At 66.6% G+C, this 17,841-nt stretch carries 15 protein-coding genes; 5 read left to right on the plus strand and 10 right to left on the minus strand.

All coding sequences use genetic code 11. The annotated features are described in order from the left end of the window. Positions 1 to 189 precede the first annotated feature (189 nt). The 4 genes from GWG54_RS03155 (at position 190) to GWG54_RS03170 (ending at position 5,765) form a co-directional block, all read left to right on the plus strand. Entirely contained in the window at positions 190 to 1,521 is a 1,332-nt protein-coding gene (locus GWG54_RS03155) for an amidohydrolase (protein ID WP_167936391.1), read from the plus strand. Between the two features lie 87 nt (positions 1,522 to 1,608). Further along, positions 1,609 to 2,256, plus strand: coding sequence for a hypothetical protein (locus tag GWG54_RS03160; protein WP_167936392.1), 648 nt, complete (start codon positions 1,609 to 1,611; stop codon positions 2,254 to 2,256). Between the two features lie 407 nt (positions 2,257 to 2,663). Beyond that, complete coding sequence (locus GWG54_RS03165; protein WP_209438243.1) at positions 2,664 to 4,277, plus strand: BCCT family transporter; 1,614 nt, start codon at positions 2,664 to 2,666, stop codon at positions 4,275 to 4,277. 120 nt (positions 4,278 to 4,397) lie between these two features. Continuing rightward, positions 4,398 to 5,765: an aminotransferase class III-fold pyridoxal phosphate-dependent enzyme gene (locus GWG54_RS03170; protein WP_167936394.1), complete on the plus strand. Its 1,368-nt coding sequence runs from the start codon at positions 4,398 to 4,400 to the stop codon at positions 5,763 to 5,765. 11 nt (positions 5,766 to 5,776) lie between these two features. On the opposite strand, the gene GWG54_RS03175 is transcribed toward GWG54_RS03170, so the two are convergent. The 7 genes from GWG54_RS03175 to GWG54_RS03205 all read right to left on the minus strand — a co-directional run bounded on the left by GWG54_RS03175 (position 5,777) and on the right by GWG54_RS03205 (position 13,030). Then, a complete protein-coding gene (locus GWG54_RS03175; RefSeq protein ID WP_167936395.1) occupies positions 5,777 to 6,745 on the minus strand; it encodes a sugar phosphate isomerase/epimerase in 969 nt (322 codons plus the stop codon). Positions 6,746 to 6,908: 163 nt separating this feature from the next. After that, entirely contained in the window at positions 6,909 to 7,112 is a 204-nt protein-coding gene (locus GWG54_RS03180) for a hypothetical protein (RefSeq protein WP_049893048.1), read from the minus strand. Further along, positions 7,105 to 8,301, minus strand: a complete 1,197-nt coding sequence (locus tag GWG54_RS03185) for an ABC transporter ATP-binding protein (RefSeq protein ID WP_167936396.1) — start codon at positions 8,299 to 8,301, stop codon at positions 7,105 to 7,107. The genes GWG54_RS03180 and GWG54_RS03185 overlap by 8 nt, the downstream gene beginning before the upstream one ends. A 3-nt stretch (positions 8,302 to 8,304) precedes the next feature. Beyond that, on the minus strand, positions 8,305 to 9,303 hold the full coding sequence (locus tag GWG54_RS03190; RefSeq protein ID WP_167936397.1) for a carbohydrate ABC transporter permease: 999 nt from the start codon (positions 9,301 to 9,303) through the stop codon (positions 8,305 to 8,307). A gap of 1 nt (position 9,304) precedes the next feature. After that, a complete protein-coding gene (locus GWG54_RS03195) occupies positions 9,305 to 10,324 on the minus strand; it encodes a carbohydrate ABC transporter permease (protein WP_167936398.1) in 1,020 nt (339 codons plus the stop codon). A 2-nt stretch (positions 10,325 to 10,326) separates the two neighbouring features. Beyond that, on the minus strand, positions 10,327 to 11,802 hold the full coding sequence (locus tag GWG54_RS03200) for an extracellular solute-binding protein (RefSeq protein ID WP_167936399.1): 1,476 nt from the start codon (positions 11,800 to 11,802) through the stop codon (positions 10,327 to 10,329). Between the two features lie 151 nt (positions 11,803 to 11,953). Continuing rightward, positions 11,954 to 13,030 (minus strand): TrmB family transcriptional regulator, encoded by a 1,077-nt coding sequence (locus GWG54_RS03205; protein WP_167936400.1) that lies wholly within the window; start codon positions 13,028 to 13,030, stop codon positions 11,954 to 11,956. 132 nt (positions 13,031 to 13,162) lie between these two features. Between GWG54_RS03205 and GWG54_RS03210 the strand changes: the two genes are divergently transcribed. Continuing rightward, complete coding sequence (locus GWG54_RS03210) at positions 13,163 to 13,987, plus strand: hypothetical protein (RefSeq protein ID WP_167936401.1); 825 nt, start codon at positions 13,163 to 13,165, stop codon at positions 13,985 to 13,987. Between the two features lies 1 nt (position 13,988). Here GWG54_RS03210 and GWG54_RS03215 read toward each other — a convergent pair whose 3' ends face one another. From GWG54_RS03215 to GWG54_RS03225, 3 genes are read right to left on the minus strand one after another with little or no spacing between them, the layout of a single operon-like run. Further along, positions 13,989 to 14,948, minus strand: a complete 960-nt coding sequence (locus tag GWG54_RS03215) for a carbohydrate kinase (RefSeq protein WP_167936402.1) — start codon at positions 14,946 to 14,948, stop codon at positions 13,989 to 13,991. A gap of 49 nt (positions 14,949 to 14,997) precedes the next feature. Then, positions 14,998 to 16,410: a TIGR00366 family protein gene (locus GWG54_RS03220; RefSeq protein WP_167936403.1), complete on the minus strand. Its 1,413-nt coding sequence runs from the start codon at positions 16,408 to 16,410 to the stop codon at positions 14,998 to 15,000. 5 nt (positions 16,411 to 16,415) lie between these two features. Beyond that, on the minus strand, positions 16,416 to 17,840 hold the full coding sequence (locus GWG54_RS03225) for a short-chain fatty acid transporter (RefSeq protein WP_167936404.1): 1,425 nt from the start codon (positions 17,838 to 17,840) through the stop codon (positions 16,416 to 16,418). Position 17,841 lies beyond the last annotated feature (1 nt).

Genomic DNA, 17,841 nt, shown 5'->3' on the forward strand with positions numbered 1-17,841 from the left:
TTTTCGACCGGTTTTGCGCGCAGGGGTAGCGTCGCCCGGAGACGGGACGCCTCGACCGTCGACGACCCGTCCGCGACGCCGCCCCGCGGGTCGGCGCGGTTCGATCGTCGCATCGCCGTTCGCCGTCCGAACGACGGGCGTCCCGACAAACGTACCGTTAAGTGAACCGACTGCCTACCGCCACGAAAGATGGTGTACGACGTTCGAAACCGGCTGTCGGAGCTCAGACGGGAGTTCCACCGACGCCCGGAACCGGGGTGGCGGGAGTTCCGGACGACGGCCCGGATCGTCGAGGAGCTCGAGCGACTCGGCGTCGACGAGATCGCCGTCGGTCGGGAGGCGCTCTCGACCGCCCAGCGGATGGCGGTGCCCGACTCGAGCGAACTCGAGCCCTGGCTCGAGCGCGCCCGCGAGGCGGGGGTTCGCGAGGACGTCCTCGAACGGACCGCGGACGGCCACACCGGCGTGGTCGGCGTCCTCGAGCGCGGCGAGGGGCCGACGATCGGCCTGCGAGTCGACATGGACGCGATCTCGATGACCGAGTCCGACCTGGCCGAGCACCGACCTGCCGCGGAGGGGTTTCGCTCGGAACACGAGGGGTTCATGCACGCCTGCGGCCACGACGCCCACATCGCGATCGCACTGGGGACGATCGCCTCGATCGCGGACGGCGGCGAGCGACTCGACGGGGCGCGATCCCCGTCGAAACGGGGTTCAGACGGCGAGTTTTCGGGGACGCTGAAGGTCTTCTTCCAGCCCGCCGAGGAGATCTCCGGCGGCGGGAAGGCGATGGCCGAGGGTGGGTACCTCGACGACGTCGACTACCTGCTGGCGCTCCACGTCGGGCTCGACCACCCGACGGGCGAGATCGTCGCCGGCGTCGAGAAGCCGCTGGCGATGGCCCACCTGACGGCGACGTTCGAGGGCGCCAGCGCCCACGCGGGGAAGGCGCCCAACGAGGGCGGCAACGCGATGCAGGCCGCGGCGACGGCGATCCAGAACGCCTACGCGATCCCCCGACACAGCGAGGGCCAGACCCGCGTCAACGTCGGTCGCATCGAGGGCGGTACCGCGAGCAACGTCATCGCCGAGGAGATCGCGATCGACGCCGAGGTCCGCGGCGAGACGACGGGGCTGATGGAGTACATGCGGACCGAACTCGAGCGCGTCTGCTACGCGGCCGCGGAGATGCACGACTGCGACGTCACGCCCCGGGTCGTCAGCGAGTCTCCTAGGGCCGACAGCCACCCCGCCCTGCGCGAGCTGGTCGAGGGCGTCGCCCGCGACGTCGACGGCGTCGACCGGGTGATCCCCTCGACGGAGTTCGGCGTCAGCGAGGACGTCACCTACCTGATGAACCGCGTTCAGGACCGCGGTGGCCTCGCATCTTACCTCCTCGTGGGGACCGATCACCCGACCAACCATCACACGCCGACGTTCGATATCGACGAGGACAGCCTCGGAATCGGCGCGGCGGTGCTCTCGCGGACGATCCTCGAGCTGTCCCGGCGACCCGTCTGAGATCGTCGCGGTTCGACGAAGATATCATCTAGCCGTCAGGTTGCTCGGATCAGAAACGTTAATTCCCGTGATCCGCCAGTATTGCGTATGAGCCAGGATGACGTTCCGCAGTCGCTTCGGACCGCGGCCGACTCGGATCGGCCCCGCGGGATCCTTACGCCCTCCGATCGCGATTTCCTCCTCGGTCGCAAGACGGACTACACCGACCACTCCAAGAAACAGAAGCGAAATCGGATCCGACGCCGGGTCCGCAACGCGATCCTCGATTTCAGCATCCTCTTCGAGTACATGGAGGAACGGGACCGCGAGACGGTGTTCGATCCCGACGACGAGGACCGGGACGCCTACACCCAGGGGATCACCGACATGCTCGCCTTCCTCCACCTCGGGGCGATGGGGTATCACACCCCGTTCAGGGACATGCTCTCGGAGGGCGTCGGCAAGGCCGAACAGCGCCTCGCGGGATCGAACTACCGCATGGTCAACGTCGAGTTCAGCGTCGAACCGGTCGGCCAGATCGACGTCGACGAGGTCGTCGCGAAACTCGAGAACGAGGAGTTCGCCCAGCTCACCGACGCGGAGCTGCGGGCGTTCGTCCGGCTGCTGACGATGTCCGACTCCTTCTCCCCGGAGGCCACCCGCGAGGAGATCAAGGACCGCGTCGACGAGTTCGCCGAGCGCACCGACGATAGCGCGGCCGCTCGCGAGCGGAACCTCGAGGAGTTGACCAACTGACCGCCGTCCGATTCGGTTTCGCACCGAACGAGGGTGTTCGAAAATTGAATACAGAACGCGATTACGATCATCGTTTGACATAGTTGGCGGATAGTTCGACGAATCACGGACTCGGATCGCAGATTTGATTGTTGGATGCTATACCGTGAACTCCTGGAGATATCGCTATAACTACTGCCCGACTGTCCGATTATGGGTTCCGTTGAGGAGATCCGTACGCGATCCGTATAATAAACGCAATCTGTGTATGGTAGATACGAAAAGGAAATGTTTATGCGAGATACTGGCAATGGGTTCGGTATGCCATCGCAGCGCACGGCGAGTGGGAGGGAGAACAGCCGCGGATCGAACCGACTGCTCGGCTCGAGAGCCGGAGGTGAGTTCGCGTGAGCAACAGCGAACGGGGGATGGTCGGCCGGTTCCTCGACGAGCTCGACCCGGTCGTCTTCGCGTTCGGCGCCTTGCTTACCGTCGGCGTGATCGTCGCCTTCTTCGTCGATCGGGACTTCGTCGCCGGCGGGATCGAAACGGTCCACGCGGAGATGCTCAGCTACATGAGCTGGGCGCTGCTGGTGATCGTGTTCCTGATCGTCGTCTTCCTGTTGTACCTGATCGTCGGTCCCTGGGGACGGCTCAAACTCGGCGACGAGGACCCCGAGTACAGCTTCCTCTCGTTTTTCTCGATGCTGTACTCGGCCGGGTTCGCGGCCGGCGTCGTCTTCTGGGGGCCGACCGAGGGGCTGTTCTACTACGCCGATCCGAACCCGCTGTTCGGCGTCGAAGGTAGCACGAGCGAGGCGGTCCCGCTCGCGATCCAGCAGACGCTGTTCCACTGGGCGCTCCCGCAACTCGCGGTGTTTACGATCATGGGGATCGCGATCGGCTACTTCGCGTACAACTACGAGAAGGTCCCGCTACGAGCCTCGTCGGCGCTGACGCCGATTCTCGGGAAGGAAAACCTGGACGGCCCCGTCGCTAAAGTCATCGACATCCTCGCCGTCTTCGCGACGATCGGCGGCGTCGCGACCTCGCTGGGCTTTATCGGCAGCCAGTTCGTCAGCGGGCTGGAGTACCAGTGGGGGCTCAACTTCGGCGACGTCGGCATCTTGCTCGTGGTGACGACGATGACGATCCTCTTTACGATCTCGATGGTGCTCGGGGTCGACAAGGGGATCCGTCGGCTCTCGAACTTCAACATGGGGCTGTTCGCCCTGCTCATGCTTGTGACGTTCGTCCTCGGTCCGTCGATGTTCCTGTTGTTGCTCGGCTCGCAGGCCATCGGCGGCATGATCAGCGACTTCGTCTCGATGAGCCTCTACACCGGCGCCGGCGAGGGCGGCACCGCCTGGGTCGAGAGCTGGACCGTCTTCTACTGGGCGTGGGCGCTCTCGTGGTCCCCCTTCGCCGGGCTCTTTATCGCCCGCATCTCGAAGGGTCGAACCATCCGCGAGGTCGCCTTCACCGGGATCGTCGCGACCTCCGCCGCGACCGTCCCGTGGTTCACGTTCGTCGGCGGGACCGCCGTCTACTTCCAGGACACGGGCGCCGCGGACTTCGGCGCGGTTATCGCCGGCGAGGCCGGTCCGGAAATCTCCGGGTTCATCCTGTTCGACGCCTTGCCGTTCGGTGCGATCCTCATGGTCGCGTTCCTCGTGCTCGTGACGACGTTTTTCATCACCTCCGCGGACTCCTCGACGCTGGCGGTCTCGATGATGACCACCGGTGGCAAGGAGTCGCCCTCGACGATCAACCGGGTCTTCTGGGGCATCGTCCTCGGGCTGACCGCCGCGATCCTGATGATCCTCGGCGGTGAGGGCGGTGCCGGCGCCCTCGAGCAGGCCGTCGTCATCACCGGCGCGCCGTTCGCGATCGTCTGTTTCCTCGCGATGTTGTCGCTGATCAAGAACCTGAGCGGCACCAACGGCCGCGTGCTGCTCCAGGAGGAGACGGTGCTCGTCGGCTCGACGGAACGGCGATCCGACGATCCGACCACGACCGCGGAGCCGGGCGACGACGACTGACGGAGACGTTCGGAACGTCCGGTATCGTCCACGTCGGTTCGTTCGCCGCGACGGTTCGATTTTCGACTTCCGTGCTCATCTATAACAACATTTAATGTACGACGTACACATTATCTGTGTATGGATAGGGACACTGCCGAACCGAACGTGGACGCGTTCCCCGGCCCCAACGCCCAGGAGTGGGTCGAGTTCCACGGGGAGAACGCGGCGCCGAGCGAGTACTCCCACGAGTTCGTCTGGGACGTGACCCGCGAGGCCGACGGTCCGTTCGTCACCGACGTCGACGGCAACGTACTGCTGGATTTCACGTGTCACATCGGCGCCGCGCCGCTTGGCTACAACAACGAGAAAGTCACCGACAAACTGCGGGCGTTCGACCTCGTCGAGCCGATGAAGATCGCCGGCCAGGACATGTACTTCGGCGCGGGTCCGACCCCCGAAGAGTCGGCGGTGCCGGGCTCGAGCCACCTGATGGAGAAGCTGGTCAACGTCTCGAGTCGGTACGGGATGGACACGGTCTTCCTCTCGAACTCCGGTGCAGAGGCGATGGAGAACGCGATGAAGATCACCCACGACTACCGGGCGCCCGCGAAGTACGGCGTCGCCTTCGCCGGGAGCTTCCACGGGCGCACCTTCGGGACACTGTCGATCACCAAGTCCAAAGAGGTCTACACGCGTCACTACCCCCAGATCGACGGGATCGAGACGGTACCCTTCTGTGCGGATCGGGGCTGTGACGCCGACAGCTGCGACTGCGGGTTCTTCGCGAACGGCGGCTCGCAGCTTCGCAACTCGCTGTCCCCGGAGGGCGGCCACATCAACCCCGACGAGATCGCCTTTCTGACCCTCGAGCCGATCCAGGGCGTCGGCGGCTACCGCTTCCCCAGCGACGCGTTCATGGAGGAGGTCGCGGCCGTTACCGACGAGTACGACATCCCGCTGGTCGTCGACGAGATCCAGTCCGGCGTCGGCCGCACCGGCGAGATCTGGGCCTCCGATCACTACCCGATCGAGCCCGACGTCATCTCGGCGGCGAAGGCGCTGCGCGTCGGCGCGACGATCTCCCGGTCGGAGATCTTCCCCAGCGAGAAGAACCGCCTGGGCTCGACGTTCGGCGGCGGCGACCTGCTCGGCTCGATGATGGGCGCGCTCACCCTCGAGGCGATCGACGAGTACGATCTGCTCGAGAACGCCACCGACCGCGGCGAGCAGGCGAAGGAACTGCTTCGGGACGACTCTCCCGACCACGTCGTCGACGTCCGGGGCAAGGGGCTGATGCTCGCCGTCGAGTTCGACACCCCCGAGCGCCGCAGCGCCGTCGTCGAGGAGTCGCTTCGCCGCGGACTGCTGACGCTTGGCTGCGGAAAGAAGACGATCCGGCTGCTCCCGCCGCTTGACTCGAGCGAGCGCGAGATCGAACTCGGGATCGGGATCTTCAGCGAGGCGATCGAAGCCGCGGGCCCGAACGCGAGAGTCGCCGAGCGGTAAGCTCGACCCTCTTACTCCGCCCAGTACGCCTCGCCCGGCTGTTCGCGGAAGAGGGCTCGCTCGAGGAGTTCGACGGCTTTCTCGAGGCCCTCGCGGGAGCTGGTCAGCGAGTCCTCGTGTTCGATACTGAGCGCGCCGTCGTAGCCGACCATCCGCAGCGTCGAGACGACGTCCTTCCAGTGGCCCTCGCCGTGGCCGTAGCCGACCGAGCGGAACAGCCACGAGCGGTTCGGTTCGTCGTCGTAGGCCGTGGTGTCGAGGACGCCCTTCTCGCGGGCCTGTTCCTCGTAGACCTTCGTGTCCTTGGCGTGGAAGTGGTGGATCGCGTCACGCTCGCCGAGATACCGGATCGCGTCGGTGATCGAGATATCCTGCCAGTACAGGTGGGAGGGATCGAAGTTCGCGCCGACGCGCTCGCCCGTCTCCTCGCGCAGGCGGGCCATCCCGTGGGGTTCGTACACGAGCATGTTCGGGTGCATCTCGATCGCGAGGTCGACGCCGTGGTCGTCGGCGAACGCGGCGAGATCCGACCAGTAGTCGACGGCGACCTCCCACTGGTAGTCGTGGGCGTCGGCGTGCTCGGTCGGCCACGGCGCGGTGATCCAGTTCGGCACCTCGTCGTCGGGACCGCCCGCGGGGAGTCCGGAGAAGCAGGTCACCGTGTTGACGTCGAGCTGGTCGGCGAGTTCGATCGCCTCGCGGAGCTCGGTGTCGGCCTCCTCGGCCCGCTCCTCGTCGGGGTGCAGCGGGTTGTTGTGCGTCGCGAGCGCGCTGATCCGCATCTCGAACTCCCCGAGTAGCTCCTCGAGCTCGAGCTGGGCGTCCTCGTCGTCGAGGTACTCCTCGCGAACGAGGTGGTCGTCGCCGGGGAAGCCGCCGACGCCGGGTTCGATCGCGTCGACGCCGATATCCGAGAGGTACGCCAGGGCGCCCTCGAGCGATTCGTCAGCGAGCGGCGGGGTGTGTACGCCGATATCCATACGGGTGGACGGTCGTGGCGAGAGTCCATAAATCCGGGTGGAGCGAGGTTCGCGTACCGCGGAGAGACGGCCCGTGAAACGGGGTTTTCCGAAGAAGTCGCAGTCGGCGTTCGCGCTTTCGACACCGTTGGAGTCGGGAGCGAAAACGGGGTCGGTCGGCCGTTCAGTACAGCTGCTGTTCCTGCTCGTTTTGTTCCTGCTCGCGTTCCTGTTTTGCCTGCTGGCGCTTGCGTCCGCGGCGGTACTGCCTGATGCCGGGGATGACCTTGTTCTTCACGTCCAGCGCGAACGAGACGATCCCGTAGATCCAGAAGAAAAACAACACGAGACCGCCCCCGTAGTAGACGACGGGAACGAGGCTACTCACGCTGACCACCGGATTCGGCCGCCGCCTTCGTTCGCTCGGCCTCCGAGAGGTCGACGACGCCGTGTGCCAGCGCGTGGCCCGACGTGGTGTCGAACAGGTGGATCTTCGAGCGGTCGAGCACGACCGAGATCGATTCGTCCTCGGCGATTTCGGTGTCGGGATCGACGCTCATCAGCAGCTGGTTGGCGGCGCCCGCGGCCTCGTCGCTGGTCATCGAGGAGCTGCTGGTGCCGTCCAGCGAGAGGTAGACGAAGATCTCGTCGCCCATCGGCTCGAGGACGTCCGTCGTCGCCTCGATCACTTCGGAGTGGTGGTCGATATCGTCGTCGTTTCTGGTGAGATGGATGTCCTCGGGACGGACGCCGGCCGTGATCTCGTGGCCGGGATCGACGCCGAGTTCGGTCGTGTCGAACTCGATGTCGAAGTGCTCGGTCGTAATGCCGCCGTCGACGAGTTCGCCTTCCGTGAAGTTCATGGACGGCGAGCCGATGAAGCCGGCGACGAACAGGTTCGCGGGCTCGTTGTAACAGGTAAGGGGCGGGTCGATCTGCTGGAGCTGCCCCGCGTTGAGGACGGCGATCCGATCGGACATCGTCATCGCCTCGGCCTGGTCGTGGGTGACGTAGATGATCGTCGTGTCCAGTTGCTTGTGCAGGCGCTGGAGTTCGGTCCGCATGTGGACCCGCAGTTTCGCGTCCAGGTTCGCCAGCGGCTCGTCCATCAGGAAGACGTCGGGGTCGCGCACGATCGCGCGGGCGATCGCGACGCGCTGTTGCTGGCCACCGGAGAGCTCGTTGGGCTCGCGGTCGAGCATCCCCTCGAGCTGGACGATCTCCGAGGCGTTTTCGACCCGGCGGTCGATCTCGTCCTGATCGTACTTCCGAAGCCGAAGTCCGAACGAGATGTTCTCGTAGACGTCCATGTGGGGGAACAGCGCGATGTTCTGAAAGACCATCGACACCCCACGGTCCTTCGGCGGCAGCTTGGTGACGTCGGTTTCGCCGATTCGGATCGTTCCCTCGGTCGGCTTGGTGAGGCCGGCGATGGTCTCCATCGTCGTCGACTTTCCACAGCCCGAGGGGCCGACGAAACAGACGAACTCCCCGTCTTTGATATCGAGGTTCATCTCGTCGACCGCGACGACGTCTTCGTAGCGCTTCGTGACGTTGTTGAGTGATACGCGTGCCATGTGTTACTCCTTGAGTCCGCCTGCAGTTAGTCCGCTAACGATTCGTTCCTGTGCGACGATGACGAGAATCAGGATTGGGATGACCCCGACGATGCTCGCCGCCGCCATGAGGTTGAAGTCGGTCGTGTACTGGTCCTGGTAGCTCAGAATTGCGCCGACCAGCGGCGACCAGTTCTCGGGGACGTTCTCCAGGGCCATGATCGAACTGAAGAAATACTCGTTGTAGACCGAGATGAACGTCAACACGGCCGCGGTCGCGACGCCGGGCGCCGACAGCGGCATGATGACCCGAAAGAGCGCACCCAGGCGGGTCGTTCCCTCCACGCGGGCGGCGTCCTCGAGTCCGTCGGGGATCTGGGAGTAAAACGTCGTGAGGATGAAAATCGCCAGCGGCATGAACAGCGCGCTGAACGGCAGGATCATCGATCCCGGCGTGTTCACCAGCCGCGGCGGCTGGAACAGCTCGATTCCCAGAAACGGGATCACGATGGCGTTCCCGAGGAACGCGTCGAACAGGGGGATGAGAAACGCCGCCGGCGGGAAATAGGAGATCATCAACACGGCGAGCATGAGCGGTCCCTTCCCGGGGAACTCGAGGCGGCCGAAGACGTAGCCGGCCAGGCTCGCGATGAGAAGCACGATGATCGTCGTCGCGGTGGCGAGGACGAAGCTGTTGAACACGTGGAGGTGCAACGGGACCTGCTGGAACACGTCGATGAACGCCTCGGGGTTGAACCCCTGAGGGTGCGGGAACTCGATCCCGACGACGGGGAGCGACCAGTCGCCCGTGAGGATCGAACTGTTCGGCGTGATCGCGAGCACCAACAGCCAGTAGAACGGGAACAGCGTCGTGACGAGGAAGAAGGCGGACGCGACGTAAAACAGCGCCCGGTAGAGCCGGGCGCGCTTCTCGTCGTCCCCGATGACGCCCTGTGTCCATCGCGCGAGCACGCCGTCGTCGGAATCCGTCGAATCGGATCGCGATTCGGTTGTCGTAGCCATCTCAGAATCCCTCCTTGAACTGCCTGTAGATAACGATCATCGCGAGGGCGCCGATGATCCCCGCCGTCACGAACGCGATCGCCGAGGCCAACCCGCGGTTCGTGTTGAACGTCTCGACGACCATACACGACAGCGACGGCACGACCGTACAGCTCGAGGTGATGTCGACCAGCCCGTAGATCCGCATCGCGTCGATCGTCCGGAAGAGGACGGCGACGCCGACCGCCGGCAGGACCAGCGGCAGCGTGATCAGCCTGAACTGCTGCCAGCGACTCGCGCCGGCGACCTTCGCGACGTCGTAGAGGCTTCGGTCGACGCTCTGGAGCCCCGCCAGGATCAACAGCGCCATAAACGCCGTCGTCTTCCAGATGTCGGCGATGGTGACGATAATCAGCGCGCTCAGCGGGTCGTTGAGCGTGTTCGTCGGTGCGAGGATCCCCGCGTTCGCGAGGTACTCTGTCAGGAACCCGGTGCTCGGGTGGAACATCAGGTAGAAGATCATCCCCTGGATGACCAGCGGGATCGCCCACGGGATGATGATCACGACGCGGACGAGACGCCGTCCCCGGAACTCACGGTCGAGGATCAGCGCCTGTCCGAACCCGATGACCGTCTCGAAGAAGACGCTCACGACGGTGAACAGAAGCGTCACGATCAGCGCGCTCCGGAACCAGCCCTCGACGTGGACGAACGGGAAACTCGAACTCGTGGTCACCTCGGGCAGGAACGTCGTGGATCCTGGGAAGTCCGGGTCGCGCTCCCCGGTGAACATGTCGATATAGTTTTGGAACCCGACGAACTCCGGATCGCCGGTTCCCAGCACGTTGACGTACATCGACAGCTCGAAGGTCCGCAACAGCGGATACAGCGCGATCGATCCCAGGATGATGAAGACCGGCACCAGCAGCAGGTACGCGAACGCGGTCTCTCCCAGGTTCTCGAGCCACCGCGTGATCGCGACGAGCGGTCCCGACCGCCGCGACTCCCGGCTCGCGGTATCCGACTTTTGTTCCGTGCTCATGCTTACGATTCGCTTTCTTCGAGTGCCGACTGGAGCTCAGCCGCCGCGTCCGCGGGAGTCGCGTCTCCGGCGACGGCCTGGTTGAGCTGCTCGGCGATGATCTCCGCCTGGGAGGGCCACTGCTCGGTGACGGGGCGGGGCATCGCGTTCTCCCCGGCCACGCGCAGCGTCTCCATGTAGTTCCCGATCGGCCCGACGGAGTCGGGGTTCGTCGCCTCCTCGTCGTCGAACAGCGCGGGCTTGGGGGGAAGCCAGGCGACCAGCTCGAGCATGCCGAGGTTGAAATCGTCCTCGGTCATCGCCTGCATGACCTGCACGGCCTCCTCGGTCCGCTCGGAGTTGGGGTTGAGGCCGATGTGCCAGCCGCCCTGGGCCGACGCGGTTCCGCCGGCGCCGGGCTGGGCGGCCTCGCCCTCCTCGACGGCGTAGGGGATCGGCATCGCGCCGAGATCGTCGGGGCCCTCGAACGGGTAGTCGTCCCCGTTGAGCGTCGTCGGGACGATGTACGGCCAGTTTCGAAGCATCGCGGTCCGGCCCGACGAGAACGGCTCGCGGGAGCCCTCCTCGCCCCAGGACGTAATGTCCGTCGGGGCGATCCCGGTCGGGTACTCCTCGAGGGTGTTCTCGTCCTGGCCGTCCGCGACGAACGTGTACATCATCGCGAGGGCGTCGATGAACTCCTGTTCGTCGACGGTGATGGGTCGGTCGCCGACGGGACCGCCGAGGTTCTCCTCGCCGCCGAAGTAGGCGCCCCCGAACGACGTCATGACCTCGTTGAAGCTACAGCAGGAGGTTCCCTCGTAGATGTCGAACTGGGTCGCCAGCCCGGTCTCGGCGTCGGAGGCGTCGACCATCTCCTGGGTGATCTCGGCCCACTCCTGCCAGCTCATCGGCTCGGTCGCCCACTGCTCGAAGTCGCTGTCGTCGTAGCCAGCCTCGCGGGCGTAGCTCTTGTTGTAGTACAGGCAGCCGTAGTCCGGAAACAGCGGGAGCGCCATGAGGTCCTCGCTCTCGGGGTCGCGGGCCGTGCCGACGAACGCCTCGAAGTACTCCTCGTCGATCAGGCTCAGCGTCTCGTCGTCGAGCTCCTCCGAGAGGTTCGCGAGGTAGCCGTTCTCGACGAGCACGTTCGTCCACCCGGTGTCACACATCATGAGGTCCGGCTCGGACTCGCCCGCCTCGATCAGCTGCGAGTAGGCGTCCCGCTGCTCGCCGGTGTCGTCCGACTGGGAGCTGAAGGAGATCTCAATTTCCTCGTCCAGCCCGTTCTCGTAGAGCAGGTCCGGCATCCCGTCCTCGACGTCGCTGATCGTCGTCGACCCCATCGCGATGACGACGGAGTCCCCGTCGCCGCCGTCCCCGTAGATACACCCTGCCAGACTGGCCGTCGCCCCGGTCGCGCCGGCCGCGGCGACGAACGTCCGCCGCGAAACGCTCGATTCGCTTTCGGTACGCCCCCGTGAATATCTGTCACTCATGAACTGTAACATTGAATTGTACCTATTTATAATTGCTGCCTTGGGTACAACGGATGTAGTTAACTTCTCACACTCGGCCCGAGCAACAAGGGTCGATCGCCCCCTCGCGGCCCGACGGGCCGCGGATCGTCCGATCCTGCGGCGATCGACTTCAGGTCGCCGACTCAAGGGTGATCCGGACCGCCTCGACGTCCTCGACGATCGCCCCCCAGCCGCCGACGGTGCGCGTTCGGCCGTCGCGCTCGAGCGCGAACGCGGCCTTCCCCGCGAACTGCGTGATCGGCACCGCCCCCCCGTCCCCGTCCGAACGGCCGGTGTAGTCGACGTCCGTCACCGTTCCGGAGGCGGTCGTCTCGAGCCCGGTGTCCGTCTCGAACCCCTCGACGGTGGCCTCGATCCGCCGTCCCTCCTCGAGCAGCGATTCGATCCGGCGAAGCGCCTCCCGGATGTCGACGTACGTCGTCGGGAGCTCGTCGTCCCGGGCCGAGTAGACGGGCTCGTAGACGTCCCACAGACAGGTGCTGAAGTACCAGTAGAAGACGTACGCGTGGGTGCGGTCGTTGACGAGGACGCCGTACTCGTTGGCCGAGTGTCGGTTCGGTGCGAAACACGTCCAGGAGCGGTCGACCAGCGCCACGAACGGCGCGGGGATACGGCGGTACCGGGCTTCGGTACAGGCCTCGGCGAGTCGCTCGGTCGCTGGCAGCGACGGCTCCGCGGCCGTCTCTGGAAACAGACACAGTTTCACGTCGGCGCCGGCCTCCCGGGCCGCCACGAGGGCGTCCTCGAGCGCGTCGAACTGCGGGGGGGTAAGCCCGATCTGAATCTGGTGGTCGGCCGACCTGATCAGCTCGTTCGCTCTGGTGAGAACGGTATCGAACCGCTTGACGATGCTGACGGCGTGGTCCTCGATATCCGGTCGGGTCCACCGGGTTTCGATCTCCTCGGCCGCGTCCTCGAGCCGGGTCGCTCGCGAGCGGAGGTCGTCGAGCACTTCCGTGGGATCGCGCGCTCGAGCCTGCAAACTCCCCTGCTCGTAGGTCTCGACGTACCCGCGTTCCTCGAGCCCTCGAAGGACGTCGTAGATCCGCGGATCCGGGACCGAGCTCGCCTGGGCGACGTCGGTCGCGGAGGCCGACCCCCGCTCGAGCAGCGTCACGAAGGCGTCGGCCTGGTAGGGCGAAAGCCCCGCCTCCTCGAGTGTCGCCGCGAGCTCGTCGGGGTTCATTCCCCGATCACCGTGCGGGTCCGGCGCCCGCGTCCTGTGATAGATAGTCGCATAGAACAGTGTACAACGGTAATTGTAAAAAAGACTCTCGTTGGCGCTACACTGAAGGCGATCGGGTGGAAACGCGACCGTATGAGCCGCCTTCTCGAACGGATTCGTCGCCCCGAGTACACCGGTTCGAACCGGTGTTGGCCCTGTACGATCACGAACGGCGCGCTGGTCGCGGCCGCGGTCGCCGCGCTCGCGCTCGCGCGCCGTCGACTGCTCGCCGCCGCGGTCGGTGCCGTCGGACTCGCCTCGATCGGCGCTCGCGGCTACGTCGTGCCCTACACCCCCCGCTTCGCGCCGCAACTGGCGGCCGCGCTCTCGCTCGATCCCCACGACTCCGACGAGCCCGGTTCGCTCTCGGGCGTGCCGACCGACGCGGACTCCGCGAGCGACGACGACGCGATCCCGGGCGAGGACGTTCTCGCGGCGCTGATCGAGGCCGAAGTCGTCGTTCCCGACGGCGAGCAGCTCCGTCTCGCGGACGGGTTCAGGACCGACTGGCGCGAGGAGATGCGGACGTTGCGCGAGCGCGACCTCGAGGCGCTGGCCGCGCTCGCGGACGAGCACACGGGCCCGGAGACAGAGGCCCGGGTCGGCAGCAGCTTCGGTCGCTCCTATCTCGTCCTGCAGGGTGAGGGGGGGCTCGTCACGCTCCGGCGGGAGGTCGCCGTCGCCGAACTCGGCGCCGCCCGCGCCCTCGAGTCGCGGGTCGACGATCCCGCGATCCGTCGGGCGGCCGGCAAACCGCTGCGCTCGCTGCTCGAGGCGTGTCCGCTCTGTGACGGCCCCCTCGAGATCACGCAGTCGACCTGCTGTGGCGAGGTGACGCCGATCGGCTCGCTGCCCGCGGAGAAGCTGTTCTGTCCGGATTGTGACGTTCGCCTGTTCACCTTCGACCGCGAGCGCTGAGCTACTCGTCGTCCCTGAGCTCCCGTACCGCCTCTCGATCCGGTAGCGCTGTCATCGCGCCCGCGGCCGTCGTCGCCGCCGCGCCGACGGCGTTGGCGAAGGCGAGCGCCTCCTCGAGATCCGCCGCCTCCGACAGCGCCGCGATCGCCCCGGCGACGAAGGCGTCGCCCGCCCCGGTCGTGTCGACGACGTCGGCGTCGTAGCCGGGGTGGCTGGCGGTATCCGACCAGGGGGCGTCCGCGTCGGCGATCGCGAGGGCGCCCTCGCCGCCGCGGGTCGCCAGTACCGTCGACGGCCCCGGCTCGAGCGCGAGGACGTCGCGAGCCGTCGCCTCGAGGTCCGCACCCGCGAACCCGAGCGCCTCGAGTTCCTCCTCGGCGGCCTTCAGCACGTCGACGTACTCGAGCGCCCCTTGAACGACGTCGCGAAACTCGGCGTCGTCGGGCCACAGCTCCGGTCTGGCGTTCGGGTCGAACGAGACCGTACAGTCGGCAGCGGTGGCGCGCTCGAGCAGGTCAAGCGTGGCCTCGCGCGAGGAGCCCGCCGAGAGCGCGACCCCGCCGGCGTGGACCCACTCGAGGTCTGCGAGGGTCGCGTCGTCGATCCGACCGGGCTCGAGGCGGGTGTCGGCGGTGCCGTCGCGGTAGAACGAAAACTCGCGGTCGCCCGTCTCGTCGTGGGTCACGAAGGCGAGTGTCGTCTTCGCGTCGGGGTCGCGCTCGACGAACCGATCGGGCAGCCCGCGGTCCGCGAGGGTCTCGGCGAGGTAGCGACCGAACGGGTCCTCGCCGACGCGGGTCCAGAACAGCGGCGTCCGCTCGAGGCGCTCGAGCGCGACGGCGACGTTCGCGGGCGCACCGCCGGCGCGTCGGTCGAACCCCTCGACGCTCGAGATCGGGCCGGGACGTTCCGGAATGAAGTCGATCAGCGTCTCGCCGGCGACCAGGATGTCGCGCGTCATGCGACCCCGTTCTCACCCCGGGTGATAATGTGTTACGGCCTGCTCTGGGTCAGAACGCGAGCAGAAGTCCCACCACGACGACCGAGACGTACGCCGTGACGGCGGCGGCGTAGGTCACGAACTCCCGCCAGTCGAAGCCGTAGATCGAGAGCACGCTGGCGAACAGGAACGCGAGCCAGAGGTTCGAGATGCCCGCACCGTACATCGTCGCGACCAGCGCGGGTGCCCCCTCGACCCCTGCGGCCGCCACCGCGGGCCCCTGGAGTAACCAGAGCGAGCCGGGATCGGGCACCAGCAGACCGAGCGCGAACGCGGCGACGTAGGAGCCGACGGACGGCAGCCCAGTCGCCGCCAGCCCGTCGCCGAGTCGTGCGTACAGCTCCGCCTCCATCAGCAGCGCGAACGTCGCGGCGTACAGCAGAAACGGGATCGCCACGTGGGTGGCCCACCGCGTGGCGTCCTCGGTCTTCTCGCGAAACGCCATTGGCGGCCCCTGCACCGCGAGGCCGACCACGACCAGCCCGAACGCCAGCCAGGGCAGGGTCAGCGCTCCTCCGGTGCCGAAGTGCCACCCCAGCGAGACCGCGCCGATCGCGACGACGATCCAGGTGAGCCACTCGGCGTTCTCGAGGCGGTCGCCGAGTTGCCAGTCGACGGGCTCGCGCGCCGGCGCGTAGTGTTCGAGGGTCTCGGCGATCGATCCCTCGAGGAGTCGATCCCGGTCCTCGAGCGGTTCGATCTCGTCCTCGCTGTCGGGCGCCAGCCACACCAGCAGGAGCGGGAGCGTGAGAACGAACAGCAGCGTCGGGACGAGGTTCGCCGGGTGGACGAGGAACTCGCCCATCCCGATCGTCCCGGCGTCGTCGACCATGACGTTCGCCAGCCCGGTGTCGTCGGCCGCGATCAGCGCGCCGGGGCTCGAGGGCCCCTGGTTGGCGACGACCAGCGCCAGCAGCCCGCCCGTCAGCACCGACGGGTAGTGGATCGCGGTGCCGTTCTCGCGGGCGCGCCGACAGAGCCGCTGGCCAAGCAGGATCCCCCCGATCAGTCCCAGCGCCCAGTTGAACCACCCCAGCGCGAGCGAGAGGACGCCCGTCGCGTAGATCGCGCCGGCCTGGCTCGTCGGCAGGAGGGCCGCGAGCCGATCGAGCGCGGCGCCGACCCGGGGTGACTCGACGGCCGCGGCGCTGAGCACCCAGTAGAGGATCAACAGCATGTGTAGCGCGAACAGGTCGTAGACGTAGAAGCCGCCGCCGAACAGCTCGAGCTGGGTGGTCGGCTCGAGTTCGGGGACGGTGACGAGGACCGCGAGGACGGCCAGTCCGAGCGCGCCGACCAGCGACTCGGGAAAGTACTTCCCGAAGGTCGGCACGAACGCGGACCGCAGGTCGCCCTCGGAATCGGCGTCGGTGGCGGCGTCGTCGGATCGGCTCTCCGTCGCCGGGGTAGGTTCTCCCGCCATCGGAATCACCCCAACACCCCGATCGCGAGCGTCCCGACGCCCATCACGACGCCGACGAAGACGAACAGGACGGCGACGTAGCCCATCATGTCGCGGATGGTCAGGCCCGCGATTCCCAGCACCGGGATCGCCCAGAAGGGCTGGATCATGTTCGTCCACTGGTCGCCCATCGCGAACGCGATCATCACGTGGTTCATCTGCGTGCCGGCGATCTCCTGGGTGGCGGAGGCGTAGATCTCGCCCATGACCGTCCACTGGCCGCCCCCCGAGGGGACGAAGAAGTTGACGATCCCGCCCGAGACGAACACCATCGCGTACCAGGTCGCGTCGGTGGCGTACTGGGCGGCCGTGGTCGCGATCAGTTCGACGAGCCCCGAGAACACCATGATCCCCATGATGCCGCCGTAGAACTGGAACTGGATGACGATCTGGCTGGCCCCGCGGATCGCCTCCTCGAAGACGCCGATGTAGCTCCGAAGCGACGCGTGGGCGAGAAAGCCGAGTCCGAACATCGCCGTGATGAGGACGTTGATGTCGAGCGCCTGCACGAACGGTTCGGTCGAGAACAGATAGAGGAGGTACGCCCAGATCGCGACGCCGACGCCGACGCAGACGGCCGTGCTGTCGAGCAGGAACGCCTTGAGCCGCGAGTCGCGCAGCCGGTGGGGGCGCTCGCCGACGTCGCCGCCCCGCGCGCCCTCGCCGCGGGCGGCCCGCAGTTTCTCCTCGGGGACCGTCGTCACGTTCTCCGCCTCGGGCGCCATCAGCGGCATGAGAACGACGACGACCGCGACGATCGCGGCGATCATCGCGAGGTTGAACGGGTGAAAGATCGTCTCCGAGACCGGAATGACGCCCATCGTCTCCTCGGCGAAGTGGCCCTCGGTCGCGACGAGCAACAGCGAGGCGCCGGACAGTCCCTGGTGCCAGGGTAGCAGTCCCGCGTAGGCGGCCGCGACCAGCAGCGGATAGTGGACGTCGGTCCCCTTCTCGGCCATCGCGATCCCGACCTCACGGGCGAGGATCGCCCCGGCGATCAACACGACACCCCAGTGGAAGAGCCCGAACAGCTGACCGCAGAGCGCGACGACGAAGATCGCCTGCGTCTGCGTGCTCGGTACCGAGGCGATCCGTCGCAGGCCGCGCTTGATCGGTGGCGAATCCGCCAGCGCCCAGCCCGTCAGCAGCGCCAGCGAGGCCTGCGTCGAGAACGAAACGACCTCCCAGAACCCCTCGCCCCAGTGGGTGGCGACGTCGACGGGCCCCTCGTCGGTGGCGACCACCGCGACGACCATCGTCAACAGTGTCAACAGCAACGCGAAGATAAAGGCGTCGGGCAGGTATCGCTTGATCACTCTGCTCGAGACCTCGCCCAGTTGCGTAAAAAAGCGTCCGACCCGTCCCGATCGTTCCGAGCCGATCGTGCTCATC

This window comes from Natronococcus sp. JC468 (genome assembly GCF_012163165.1).
Taxonomy (GTDB): Archaea; Halobacteriota; Halobacteria; order Halobacteriales; family Natrialbaceae; genus Natronococcus; species Natronococcus jeotgali.